At 66.7% G+C, this 12,849-nt stretch carries 10 protein-coding genes; 3 read left to right on the top strand and 7 right to left on the bottom strand.

Annotated features, from left to right (window positions below; genetic code table 11):
* Window positions 1-355: 355 nt before the first annotated feature.
* Complete coding sequence (locus AC1DS3_RS26095) at window positions 356-1,705, bottom strand: sensor histidine kinase (protein ID WP_150990620.1); 1,350 nt, start codon at window positions 1,703-1,705, stop codon at window positions 356-358.
* 13 nt (window positions 1,706-1,718) lie between these two features.
* A complete protein-coding gene (ompR, locus tag AC1DS3_RS26090) occupies window positions 1,719-2,441 on the bottom strand; it encodes an osmolarity response regulator transcription factor OmpR (protein ID WP_477128253.1) in 723 nt (240 codons plus the stop codon).
* A gap of 255 nt (window positions 2,442-2,696) precedes the next feature.
* Between ompR and AC1DS3_RS26085 the strand changes: the two genes are divergently transcribed.
* Window positions 2,697-3,038, top strand: a complete 342-nt coding sequence (locus tag AC1DS3_RS26085) for a KH domain-containing protein (protein ID WP_441630739.1) — start codon at window positions 2,697-2,699, stop codon at window positions 3,036-3,038.
* Between the two features lie 124 nt (window positions 3,039-3,162).
* Here AC1DS3_RS26085 and AC1DS3_RS26080 read toward each other — a convergent pair whose 3' ends face one another.
* The 3 genes from AC1DS3_RS26080 to hpnD form a co-directional block, all read right to left on the bottom strand.
* Entirely contained in the window at window positions 3,163-4,059 is an 897-nt protein-coding gene (locus tag AC1DS3_RS26080) for an SMP-30/gluconolactonase/LRE family protein (protein ID WP_441630741.1), read from the bottom strand.
* Window positions 4,060-4,151: 92 nt separating this feature from the next.
* Complete coding sequence (locus AC1DS3_RS26075; protein ID WP_441630742.1) at window positions 4,152-5,426, bottom strand: Zn-dependent hydrolase; 1,275 nt, start codon at window positions 5,424-5,426, stop codon at window positions 4,152-4,154.
* A gap of 70 nt (window positions 5,427-5,496) precedes the next feature.
* Window positions 5,497-6,333 carry a presqualene diphosphate synthase HpnD gene (gene hpnD / locus AC1DS3_RS26070; RefSeq protein ID WP_441630744.1) on the bottom strand — a complete coding sequence of 279 codons (837 nt, stop codon included), beginning with the start codon at window positions 6,331-6,333 and terminating at the stop codon, window positions 5,497-5,499.
* A 523-nt stretch (window positions 6,334-6,856) separates the two neighbouring features.
* Between hpnD and AC1DS3_RS26065 the strand changes: the two genes are divergently transcribed.
* Together AC1DS3_RS26065 and AC1DS3_RS26060 are read left to right on the top strand one after the other, a co-directional pair.
* Window positions 6,857-8,053, top strand: a complete 1,197-nt coding sequence (locus tag AC1DS3_RS26065; RefSeq protein WP_477128252.1) for an efflux RND transporter periplasmic adaptor subunit — start codon at window positions 6,857-6,859, stop codon at window positions 8,051-8,053.
* 9 nt (window positions 8,054-8,062) lie between these two features.
* Entirely contained in the window at window positions 8,063-11,176 is a 3,114-nt protein-coding gene (locus AC1DS3_RS26060; RefSeq protein WP_477128251.1) for an efflux RND transporter permease subunit, read from the top strand.
* A gap of 52 nt (window positions 11,177-11,228) precedes the next feature.
* On the opposite strand, the gene AC1DS3_RS26055 is transcribed toward AC1DS3_RS26060, so the two are convergent.
* Window positions 11,229-11,639, bottom strand: a complete 411-nt coding sequence (locus tag AC1DS3_RS26055) for a DUF3830 family protein (RefSeq protein WP_441630750.1) — start codon at window positions 11,637-11,639, stop codon at window positions 11,229-11,231.
* 32 nt (window positions 11,640-11,671) lie between these two features.
* The coding region (locus AC1DS3_RS26050; protein ID WP_477128250.1) for an amidase at window positions 11,672-12,849 on the bottom strand (1,178 nt) is incomplete at its 5' end.

The raw sequence follows: 12,849 nt of genomic DNA, 5'->3' as shown, positions 1-12,849 counted from the left end.
TGGCGGGGCTTGGTCTTTGGGGGTACTGCTAACGGCGGCAAGTTTGCGCCGGGGGGGCTGTCATTACGCTGTCAAATGGCTTTCAGTTTGATATCAAACGCTGTCGAAAGCCTGTCAGTGGGATGAAGGGGGATGGGGGGATTAGGGTTAGTACGGAGGGGTGTGATTTTGCGGTAACTTGGGGCAACCGTACGTGCGACTGCTTGACGGCAAAGTCAAAAGCTGAAAGTCAAAGGCAACTGCAGTTTCACCTCCCCTGCGGGGAGGTGAAACTGCAGTTGCCTTTGACCTTGAASTTAAGCAGTTGAAGCTGATTTTGCAGTTGCAGTTGCAGTTGCAGCGAGCATATCGCGATCTACGCCCGCCTGAAAAACGCACTAACCACCAACCCGGTTGCCGGCGGCGGCCGATTCGCCAACATCAACCTGCCCCCATTTCGCTGCAAGATCCGATTGACGATCGACATCCCCAGCCCGGCGCCCTTGGCTTCGCTGCGTGCGCCATCGAGCCGGTAGAAAGGCCTGGTCAGCAAGGGCAATTGCGCTTCCGGCACACCGCTGCCATGGTCGGCCACGGTCAGCACGGCTTCCTTGTCTTCGATGCGGGTGCTGATCTCGACCACGGCGACGCCGTTGTCTTCGTCCTTGGCGTAGCGGCGGGCATTTTCGACCAGGTTGTCCAGGATCCGCTGGACTTCCATGCGGTTGGCCACGGCCATGACGGGGTCGCCGGCGCGGACATGGACGCGTACGTCGTCGTGCGCGCCGTAGACGCCGACGGCGTCTTGCACGAGTGCGGACAGGTCGACGGGTTCGACCGTTTCCAGCGCGGGGCGGGCGTAGTTGAGGAACTGGCCGATGATGGCGTCCATCTGTTCGATGTCGGCGATCATGGCCTCGCGCGTGGTGTTATCCACGGGGGACATCTCGGTTTCCAGCCGCAGGCGCGTCAGCGGCGTGCGCAGGTCGTGCGAGATGCCGGCCAGCATGACGACGCGGTCGTCGTCGAGCTGGCGCAGGTCGCGCACCATCTGGTTGAAGCTGTGGTTGGCCTGCGCCACTTCGCTGGCGCCATGCTCAGGCAGGGTGGGCGGGTCGCCGCCGCCGCCGATGGCGCGTGCCGCGTTGGCCAGCCGCTTGAGCGGGTGGTTGACCAGCGACGTGATAAAGGCTGCGCCGATGATCGACAGCAATAGCGCGGCGATGCTCCACCATAGCCACTGGATGCCGGGCACGCGCTCGAACCGTTCGGGGCTGATCGCCACCCAGTAATCGTCGCCCTCGATCTCGAAACTCACCCATACGCCGGGAATGTCGTTCACGGTGGTGGCGATCACGGTCCCTTCGCCTAGCCGGCTTCGAATCTCCTGCTGCACCAGCTGGGTCAGGAAGGGGTTCGTGGTGGGCACGGAGAAATCGTCGTCTTTCTCGCGCGGGTAGACCTTGATGCCCTCGTTTTGCACCAGGTCGAGCAGCAGGAAACGCCGCCGCGCGGGATCGGAATAGAGCAGGGCGGCGCGCGTGAGCTTGACCACGCTGACCACTTGCATGGCGATCTGCTGGGCGCGCGGTGCGCGTTCGAAGAGCCGATAGCTCTGGAACCAGATACCCAGCGAGATCGCCAGCAATAGGGCGATCAGCATGAAGGTTCGCCAGAACAGCGAACCGAACAGGCGCGTAGCCGTGCGGCTGATGACAGTCGCCAAGATGCGCGGCGCCTTACTTCACGCCATCGGGGATGAAGACGTAGCCAAGGCCCCAGACCGTCTGGATGAAACGTGGGTTGCCCGGATCAGGCTCGATCAGCTTGCGCAGGCGTGAGATCTGCACGTCCAGGCTGCGGTCGAACACCTCGTACTCGCGCCCGCGCGCCATTTCCATGAGCTTCTCGCGCGACAGCGGCTGGCGCGGATGCCGGGCGAAGACCTTGAGCACCGAAAATTCGCCGGTGGTCAGGGTGATCTCTTCGTCATTTTTGGTCAGCGTGCGGGTAGCGAGGTTCAGCACGAAATCGCCAAAGGCAAAGGTTTCCGGGGTTTCGGAGGGCGCGCCGGGGACTTCGGCGGGGCCCTTGCGGCGCAGCACGGCGTGGATCCGCGCGATCAGTTCGCGCGGGTTGAAGGGCTTCGGCAGGTAGTCGTCGGCGCCCATTTCGAGGCCGACGATGCGGTCCACGTCCTCGCCCTTGGCGGTGAGCATGATGATGGGCGTCTGGTCGTTGGCGCCACGCAGGCGCCGGCAGATCGACAGGCCGTCTTCACCGGGCATCATCAGGTCGAGCACTAGCAGGTCGAAACGCTCGCGCAACCAGAGCTTGTTCATCGCGGTGGCGTTCTCAGCTACCAGTACGGTGAAGCCCTGTTCGCCAAGGTAACGGCGCAGCAGGTCGCRCAGACGGGGGTCGTCGTCTACGACGAGAATCTTGTGACTGGTATTTTCCATGGCGGTATCTTAGCGACAAACGCTTTCGGTCAAAATGGCTTAACAAAAGGTTACATACTTTACCCCGAGGTATGAAGGCGCGCATCCACCCTGCGTTTAAACTGCCGCATACCGTTTCCGTAGCCACTCCMGCGGGGATTTCGTGGGCGTCCGCCGTGTAGTTCACTGCCATGACGTGGCGAGGCGGGGCTACTGGATGTCCGGCTTCCGGCGGTCCTGTAACCACCGTTTCCGAAGCCAAAACCGCCATTATCAATGAAAGTCACCCGCAAGCGCGCCGGGCATACCTTTTCCCGTGCCGGCGCGACTGTTGCGCTGTTGCTTGCCGCTAGTGCGGGCTACCCGCAATCGCCCGGCATGGCGCATTTGTTCCCGGGCGCCGGCAAGCCAGCAGGCCGCGAGGCCGCCCCGCGTAACGAGCGCGAGCGCTACAGCCGCGATGAGGCGCGGGCGCGCGCCGGAAAGTACCGCGCCGAGCGTGACATGAACGAGCACCTGCCTCACGCATCCCCGAACGACAAGCTCTCGCCCGACGAGCGGCGCAAGCTGCGCCAGAACCTGTACGAACTCGGGCGGGAGATGTACCAGGGCGGCTAGGGACCAGGCGCGCACACATGCGTGCAGCTTGACACGATGCGCGGCGAGCGCGTATCGGCGTCCGTCCTACTTCAGCCCCATAGCCCCATAGCCCCATACCGCATAGTCGCTTAGCCGCCTGGCCTCACGGCAGGCCGGCGTGCGGCACTTCGACTTCCGTCATCAGGATATGGCCCAGGCGCGAAGCGCGCCGCTGCGCTTCGTCGAAGTTCGGCGCGGCGGCCAGGAACAATGTGGTGCCGCGCGGGCCACCCAGGGCGGCTGCGAAGATGCCCGTCCCGCAGGCAATTTCCTCATCGATGTGCCCGCCCGGCATTACCCGCAATACGCGATTGCCGATGGCGTCAGCCACCCAGAGCGCACCTTGCGCATCTTGGGCGCACCCGTCCGGCGCCACCTTCGCGCCGCCCAGCACCTCGCCGAGTTCCGATCCGGCCGGCTGGTTGCCGAAGCGTGCCCAGTCACGGCGCGGGCCCAGCGAGCCATCCGCGTGCAGATCGAAGGCCGAGATGCGATTGCCCAGGGTCTCGCCGACCACCAGGGACTTGCCGTCCGGCGTGATGACCGAGCCGTTGGGGAAGAACAGGCCATCGGCCACCACGGTCACCGAGCCATCCGGGTCGACCCGCGCCAGGCTCGCGGTGCGCATCGGGGCACCGGCCATCAGGTCAAAACCGAAATTGCCCACATAGGCGCGGCCGTACTGGTCCACCACCATGTCGTTGAGGTGCCCGCTGGCCACGCCGGACAGGTCGGCATGTACCACGAGGCTGCCGTCCGGCTCGCGGCGCAGCAGCTTGCGGTCGCGCATGGAGACGATCAGCAGGCGCCCGTCCGGTAGCCATCCCATGCCGGATGGCTGCTGCGGCACTTCGGCGATCTGTTCGACGGCGCCATCCAGGCTCACCGCTATCACCCGGTGGGTATAGAAATCCGACAGCCAGAGCCGGCCATCATGCCAGCGCGGTCCTTCCAGAAAGGTGTGTCCCTCCGTCAGGACCGATAGTTCGCGGTGCGCCATGCGGTGTCTCCGTTGTGATCTTTCGATCTTGTGATTGGTGGCCTACATCCAATACGATTTGTGCCGGGACCGCAAGCGCGCCGCGGTGGGGGTCAGGCGCGTGGCTGGAAATGCCGCAGGAAGTCGACGAAGACCTCGGCCGCGAGCTGAGCGTCGTCGGCCGTGATGGTTTCCAGCGGGTTATGGCTGATACCGCCGTTGCCGCAGCGCACAAACAGCATCGCCACGTCGGTCATGCGCTGCATCATCATGGCGTCGTGGCCGGCGCCCGAGGGCAGCTCGAACGCGTCCAGCCCGCGCTTTTTGAGCACCGCGCCGAACTGATCCATCAGCCAGCGCGCACAGGGCGCGTTGTTGACCGGCGTCACCCGTTCCACGCCGGCGCTGAGGCCGCGACGCTCGGCGATGGCCTGGATGCCGGCCACGATGTCGGCAATGGCGGCCTCGCGGATGCTGTCTTCACCCGCACGGATGTCCATCGAGAACACGCATTCGGCGGGGATGACGTTGCTCGACCCGTTCGGCACCTGCAACTGGCCCACCGTGCCAACCAGCGTAGGCACCTGCCCACAGCGCTGCTCTACCAGCAGCACCATCTCGGCCGCCGCCGCGGCGGCGTCCTTGCGCAGGGTCATGGGCGTGGTGCCAGCGTGGCTGGCCAGGCCCTCGACGCGGACCTGGAAGCGGCTACTGCCGGCAATCTGCGTGACCACGCCAAGCGGCAGGCCGTGGTGCAGCAGGACCGGGCCTTGCTCGATATGCACTTCGACAAAGCCATGCAGGGTGGCGGGGTCCACCGCCGCGGCGCGCAGCGCATCGACACCGCCCGCACCCGGCAGGCCAGAGGCGGCCAGGGCTTCGCGCAGGGTCACGCCGTCGGTGTCGGCACGATCCAGCAGGGCGGGGTCGAAGCGGCCGGCCAGCACGCTGCTGGCCAGGAAGCTGGTCTTGAAGCGCAAGCCTTCTTCCTCGGCAAAGCCCACGACCTCGAAGTGATAGGGCAGGCGGATGCCGGCCGCGTTGAGTGCCCCAACCACCGCCACGGGCAGCAGGATGCCTAGGCGGCCGTCATAGCGCCCGCCGTTGCGCACGGTGTCGAAGTGCGAGCCCGTCATCAGCACGCGCGCGCCGTCGCCCACGGCAGGATCGGCGGCGTAGCGGCCGATCACGTTGCCGATGGCGTCGATGCGGACCTGCATGCCCGCCGCCTCCATCCACGCCACTAGCTGGGCCTGCGCCGCGCGGTGGGCCGGGGTCAGGTAGGCGCAGGTCAGGCCGCCTTCCATATCCGAGAAGCGGGCCAGCGCCGCGGCCTGGTCGAGAATGGTCTGGCCAAGCGGGAGGAGGGGGGAGGCGGATCGGGTCATGGCAGCTCGGGTGGCTCAGGCAGTGAATGCAGTGAAAGCTGGTAGCGATGCAAAAGGCAGGACGTGGCGTTCAGCGGTTGCGCATCCACGTTTTCCAYGCGATCCAGAGCTTGCGCATGGGCGTGAGCGAAATGCGCTGGTTCAGCACTTGGAACTCACTCCCCTCCAGCTCGTCGAGCAGCGTCTGGTAGATCGCGCCCATGACCAGTCCGGCGCGCTGGGCGCGGCGGTCGGCAGTGGGCAGCAGCGCCAGCGCCTCGCGGTACAGCGTGCGGGCCTGCTCGGCCTGGTAGCGCATCAGCGTGACGAAACGATCGGAGTGCGTGGCCTGGTTGATCTCGGAGACTGGCACCTGGAAGCGCTGCAGCGTGTTGACCGGCAGGTAGATCCGGCCACGCCGGGCATCTTCGCCCACATCGCGCAGGATATTGACCATTTGCAGCGACAAGCCCATCTTTTCCGCGTACTCAAGCGTGCGCGGATCCGTCTGGCCGAGGATGCGGGCGCTCATGGTGCCGACCACGCCGGCCACGCAATGGCAATAGCGCGTGAGCGCGATGTCATCCAGGTAGCGCGACTGGTTGAGGTCCATCTCCATGCCTTCGAGCACTTCGTTGAACATCGGCTGGGTCAGCCCATAGGCTTGCACGTGCGGCTGCAGCGCCTTGGTCACGGGATGGGTCGGCGCGCCGTTGAACATCTGGGCGAGCTCATTGCGCCACCAGGCCAGCTTTTGATAGGCCACGCTGGCGTCTTGCGTGTCGTCCACGACATCGTCGACCTCCCTGCACCAGGCATAGAGGGCGGTAATGGCCTGCCGCCGCTCGGGCGCCAGGAACAGGAAGCTGTAATAGAAGCTGGAGCCGCTCTGCGCGGCTTTCTCTTGGCAATACTGATCGGGCGTCACGCCAGGCTCGGGTCGGTGAAATGGGGGGCTATGGGGGGCTTTATGCCTGCGCTGTCGCCGCGGCAACCTGGCCGGCGCGCGGTGGCCGGTGTGGCGAGTTGGCGCGATGCGCTAGCCAGGGGGCCTGCGCCAAGCGCCGCGATTTCCAGTCGTCAAGCCATTCCACGGCGGGTGGCAAGGCAGCGCGGGCGACGCGCGGAATTGTAACATCGCGCTCCCGGCCGCAACGGCCGTGGGCGAGAGCGCCGCCGCGCACTTCGGCCCGCGCGGATATCCGGCGCTGCGGCATTCGGCCGCGCCCGGCGCGATTCCTGCGCCCGACTTGGGATCCACGGTGGGTGGCCTGTTTGAAAAGTGCGTTTCCGGGATCCCCCTTCGCGTGCCATTTGACGCTTTCGGCTTCACGCCGTTACATTACTGACCGGCGAGTTATTAATCGCCGCCGCTCCGCGCCGTGCCTGCCGCAGTGCAAACCGTGCCAACAGTGCCACCCCAACAGTGCCACCGATCTAACGCTTAACTCATGCCAGTGCCTTATCCCGGGCCGGAAGTTGCGGCCATCGAAGTGCCTTTTTCCACGCTTTCCAGCGCGAACGCGTTCTCGGCCGGTTTGCGCATGCGCGGTCGCGGCGCGTTGGTGACCCTGCTGCTGCTCGGCGGGCTGGCGCTGGCGGGTTGCAGCCGTCAGGCAGAAAAGGCGCCGGAGATCCGCCCGGTGCGCCTGATGCAGCTGCAGCCGGGCGCAGGCAAGACGGAGTACGAGTTCTCGGGCGATGTGCGGCCCCGGATCGAGTCGCGGCTAGGCTTTCGCGTGGGCGGCAAGATCGCCGCGCGCCTGGTCGACGTGGGCGCCACCGTGCGCAAGGGCCAGCCGCTTGCCCGGCTCGATCCCACCGACCTTGGCCTGGCGGAAGCCGGTTCGCGGGCCCAGTACGACGCGGCCAAGACCGATCGCGACCTCGCCGAGGCTGATCTGAAGCGCTACAACGAGCTGTTCGCCAAGAAGTTCATCAGTGCGGCCGAGCAGCAACGCCGCCAGGCCACCTTTGACTCGGCCGCCTCCCGCCTGCGCCAGGCCGAGGCGGGGCTGCGCAACCAATCCAACCAGACCGGCTACGGCGTGCTGACCGCTGACGCCGATGGCGTGGTGACCTTGATCGAAGCGGAAGTTGGCCAGGTCGTGGCCGCCGGCCAATCGGTCGTGCGGGTGGCGCAAACCGCGGAGAAGGAGGTCGCGGTTGGCTTGCCGGAGGATCAGGTCGAGCGCCTGCGCGGCATCTCCGACGTCACCGTGCGCACCTKGGCCGAGCCCGGCCGGCCGCTGCCGGGCCGCGTGCGCGAGATTTCGCCAATGGCCGACCCGGTGACGCGCACTTACGCGGCGCGCGTCAGCGTGCCCAATCCGCCGGCCGATTTTAAGTTCGGCATGACCGCCGTGGTCACCTTCACCCGTACCGGCGACGATGCCGCGCTGCGTGTGCCGCTTTCCGCGCTGCTGCAAAAGCAGGGCAGCAACCAGGTCTGGGTGTACGACGCGGCAACGGGCGCCGTGCAGCCGGTCAACGTGACATTGGGCGAGCTCCAGGGCAATGAGATCCAGGTCAGGCAGGGGCTGTCGCCCGGCCAGACCATCGTCACCGCGGGCGTGCACCTGCTCAAGCCCGGGCAGAAGGTCAAGCCGCTGCAGGCCGTGGCGCCCACGCCGGCCGCGCGCAACTAAGGCGCCGGCATGGATCATTCCCGTTTCAACCTGTCCCGCTGGGCCCTGGAGCACCAGCCGCTGACCCGTTACCTGCTGGTGGTGCTATTGCTGGGCGGGCTCTTTGCCTTTTTCCAGCTCGGTCAGGACGAAGATCCGCCTTTCACCTTCCGCGTGATGGTGGTGCAGGCATTCTGGCCCGGCGCCACCGCCGAGCAGATCGCGGTGCAGGTCACCGACAAGATCGAGCGCCAGCTGCAGGAAGTGCCCTACGCCGACAAGATCCGCAGCTTCTCCAAGCCCGGCGAGACCACGGTGATCTTCCAGCTCAAGGACACCGCGCCGGCCAAGGACACCGCCCAGATCTGGTACACCGCGCGCAAGAAGGTCGGCGACATCGCGCAGACGCTGCCGCCGGGCGTGCGCGGGCCGTTCTTCAATGACGAGTTCGGCGACGTGTACGGCTCCATCTACGCGCTCTCGGCCGACGGCTTCAACTACAAGGAGCTGCGCGAGTACGCCGACCTGGTGCGCCAGCAACTGCTGCGCGTGCCGTCCGTCGCCAAGGTGTCGCTGATCGGGCTGCAGGACGAAAAGGTCTACATCGAATTCAACCAGGCGCGCTTTGCCCAGCTCGGGCTGGACATCAATGCGATCGCCGACCAGATCTCGCAGCAAAACAGCATGACCGCCAGCGGCGTGCTGGTGACCCCGGGCGATAACCTGCAGGTGCGCTTGTCGGGCCAGTTCGCCAACGTGGCCGACCTGGAGAACCTGGTGCTGCGCGGCCCCAACGGCATTGCCAATATCCGCCTGGGCGATATCGCCCATGTGTACCGCGGCTATGTCGATCCGCCGGCCAGCAAGATGCGCTTCCAGGGCAAGGAGGTCATCGGGCTGGGCATCTCGATGGAGCGCGGCGGCGACATCATCGCCATGGGCAAGAGCCTGCGTGCCGCGATGGATGGTTTGCGCGGGCAGCTGCCGGTCGGCATCGAGCTGGACCAGGTGCAAAACCAGCCCGAGGCCGTGGAGCGGTCGGTGGGCGAGTTCGTGCACGTGCTGATCGAGGCCGTGGTGATCGTGCTGGGCGTGAGCTTTGTCTCGCTCGGGCTGCATACCAAGCCGCTGCGCATCGACGTGCGCCCGGGCCTGGTGGTGGCGCTGACCATTCCGCTGGTGCTCGCCGTCACGTTCCTGTTCATGAACATCTTTGGGATCGGCCTGCACAAGATATCGCTCGGGGCGCTGATCGTGGCCCTGGGGCTGCTGGTCGACGACGCCATCATCGCGGTGGAGATGATGGTGCGCAAGCTGGAGGAGGGCTTCTCCAAGATGGAGGCCGCCACCTTCGCCTACACCTCCACCGCCATGCCGATGCTGACCGGCACGCTGATCACCGCCGCCGGCTTCCTGCCGGTGGGGCTGGCGCGCTCCACCGTGGGCGAGTACACCTTCGCCATTTTCGCCGTGACCGCGATGGCGCTGGTGCTGTCGTGGCTGGCCGCGGTCTACTTCACGCCCTACCTGGGCTACCTGCTGCTCAAGGCGCGGCCCGCCGGCGAGGGCGAGCAGCACGAGGTGTTTGACACGCCGTTCTACAACCGCTTCCGCCGCTTGGTGCACTGGTGCGTGACGTGGCGCAAGACGGTGATCGCCATCACGCTGGTGGCCTTTGGCCTCGGCCTCTACGCCTTCAAGTTTGTGGAGAAGCAGTTCTTCCCGGACTCGAGCCGGCCGGAGCTGATGGTGGAGCTGTGGCTGCCGGAGGGCACCAGCTTTGCGCAGACCGAGGCCGAGGCCAAGCGCTTCGAGGCCGCGCTGCGCGGGGACCGCGAGATTGCCAGCCTGACCACCTTCGTTGGCAGCGGCGCGCCGCGCTTCTACCTGCCGCTGGACCAGATCTTCCCGCAGACCAATGTGGCGCAGGTGATCGTGATGCCGGCCGAAGTCGCGCTGCGCGACCGGGTGCGCCAACGCGTGGTGGACCTGCTGGCGCGCGATTTCCCGCAGTTGCGCGGCCGCGTCAAGCTGCTGCCGAACGGCCCGCCCGTGCCCTATCCGGTGCAGTTCCGCGTGATCGGGCCGGACGCCGCCGGCGTGCGCAAGCTGGCTGATGAGGTCCGGGCGGTGATGAGCGCCAACCCCAACACCGTGGGGGTCAACGACAACTGGAACGAGAACGTCAAGGTGCTGCGCCTGGACATCGACCAGGACCGCGCGCGCGCGCTCGGCGTCAGCACTACCGCGATTGCGCGGGTGACCCAGACCGTGCTGACCGGCGTGGCGGTGGGACAATACCGCGACGGCGACAAGCTGATCGATRTCCTGATGCGCGCGCCGCGCAACGAGCGCGACGCCATGTCCGACCTGCAGAACATGCAGGTGCCCACCGCCAACGGCCGCGTGGTGCCGCTGACCCAGGTCGCGCGCATCGCTTTTCGCTCCGAGCCGGGCGTGATCTGGCGCGAGAACCGCGACTTTGGCGTGACCGTGCAGGCCGACGTGGTCGAAGGCATCCAGGGCCCCACCGTGACGGCGCAGATCAATCCCAAGCTGGATAAGCTGCGCGCGCAGTTGCCGGCGGGCTACCGCATTACGGTGGCCGGGGCGGAAGAAGAGAGCGGCAAGGCCGGCGCGTCGATCGCCGCGCAGCTGCCGCTGTGCATCTTCCTGATCTTTACGCTGCTGATGCTGCAGTTGCACAGCTTCTCGCGCTCGCTGATGGTGTTCCTGACCGGGCCGCTTGGCCTGATTGGCGCCGCCGCCACGCTGCTGCTGCTGAATGCGCCGATGGGCTTCGTCGCGCAGCTCGGCATCACCGCGCTGCTCGGCATGATCATCCGCAACTCGGTGATCCTGGTCGACCAGATCGAGCAGGACATCCGTGCCGGCGAGCCGGTGTGGGATGCCATCGTCGAATCCGCGGTGCGGCGCTGCCGCCCTATCATCCTGACCGCGGCAGCGGCCGTGCTGGCCATGATCCCGCTGTCGCGCTCCGTGTTCTGGGGGCCGATGGCGGTCGCCATCATGGGCGGGCTGGTGATTGCGACGGCGTTGACGCTGCTGTTCYTGCCGGCGCTGTATGCGGCCTGGTTCAGGGTCAAGGCGCCGGAGCCGGGCGGGGCGGTGCTGGCACGCTGAGCGCGCGCCCGGGCGTGCCCTGGCGGCAGAACCGCCGGGCACGCTCCCTATCTCACATCAGCTCGAAGCTGACATCCTGCGCGCCTTCCCACAGCACCTTGGTGCCCAGCGCGCGCAGGTTCTCCTTGCCTTCCACGATCGTCAGGAAATGGTTGCCCGCCAGCTGGCCCATCTTGCTGGCAAAGCAGCAGCTCCCATACGCCAGGATGATCTCGGTCTCGCTGTAGCCACCGGGATAGAACAGGATGTCGCCGACCGAGGGGTGGCTGGTGTGGTTCTCGAAATCCACGCCCAGCTTGAACTCGCCCAGCGGGATCCAGCAGCCTTCGCCGCTCCAGCGCACATGGATCAGCTTTTGGCGGTAGGGCAGCAGCTTGGTGAAGGCCGCCACGGTGAGGGGGGCGTCGGGATGGGTTTCGGCGACGAACTGGTAGCCGCCGGCGGTAATGCGGATCTTGGCCATTCAGGCTCTCCTGGGGAAATCGGGGTGGTCGTTCAACTTAGCGCGGCGACCAGCTTTTCGGCAAATGCGATCAGGCTGCGGTCGCTGCCGGCCGGGCCCATCAGCGAGATGCCTAGCGGTGCGCCCGCGCGGCCGGCCAGCGGCAGGCTCAGGTGCGGGAAGCCGGACAATGGTGCCAGGCACAGCGTTTGCGCCGACAGGTTGCGGTAGGTCTCGAGTTCCTCGCCGGCGGCGTCGGACAGCGGGGCAATGTCGGGCATGGTCGGCAGGATCAGGATGCCGTCGTTGCCAAGCAGCGCCGCCAGATGCGCGGTAAAGGCGCGGCGAATCGCGCTGGAGGCTTCGAACCGGGCTTCGGTGACGCCCTTGGAGAACGCGAACCGCGCGGCCACGTCGGGGCCGAGCTGCAGGCCGTATTGCTCGATCATGGCGCCGTCGGTCTGCCAGGCTTCCCAGCCCTGCACGTAGCGGAAGGCCCACCAGATGTCTTCCAGCGGGCGGTCCGCCACCGTGACGGGCGAGGCCTTGCCGAAGACGGCCTCGATGCCGCCGACCACCGGCAGCAGTGCGTCCAGCGCGGGGGCGGTGGGCAAGCGGAACAGGTCTTCGGCCAGCAGCAGGCGCGGGCTGGCGGKCAGGGGCCGGGGGTCGCTGCCGAGCAGCACGCCGGCCACGCGGGCGAAGGTGCCGATGTCGCGCGCGAAGAAGCCGCAGGTATCAAGGCTGTCGCACAGCGCCAGGGTTTGCGCCAGCGAGATCCGGCCAAAAGTGGGGCGGATGCCGAACAGCCCGCAGTGGCTGGCCGGCGCGCGCACCGAGCCGCCGGTGTCGGTGCCGAGCGCGAAGTCGCAGAGCTTGTTGGATACCGCCGAGGCCGAGCCGGAGGACGAGCCGCCGGTGATGCGCCCAGGCGCCGCGCCGTTCACCGGCGCGCCATAGTGGGCATTCTTCCCGTTCATCGAGAACGCCAGCTCATCCGTATGGGTCTTGCCGATGAAGGCCGCGCCGGCATCCAGTAGCCGCTGCACGGTGGGCGCGGTGGTGGACTTGATGCCCGACATGGCCAGCACATGGGGATTGCCGCCGCCGGTTGGGTAGCCGGCCACGTCGAACAGGTCCTTGGCGGCGAAGGTCAGGCCGGCGAGGGGGCCGCTGGCCGCATTGGCGACGGGTGCGTCAGGGTAGGGGAGGAAGGCGTGGGAGGGATGGC

Source organism: Cupriavidus sp. 01L46 (genome assembly GCF_056399905.1).
The sequence above is the reverse complement of the archived record's forward strand: the minus strand, read 5'-3'. Positions and strand labels throughout refer to the sequence as shown.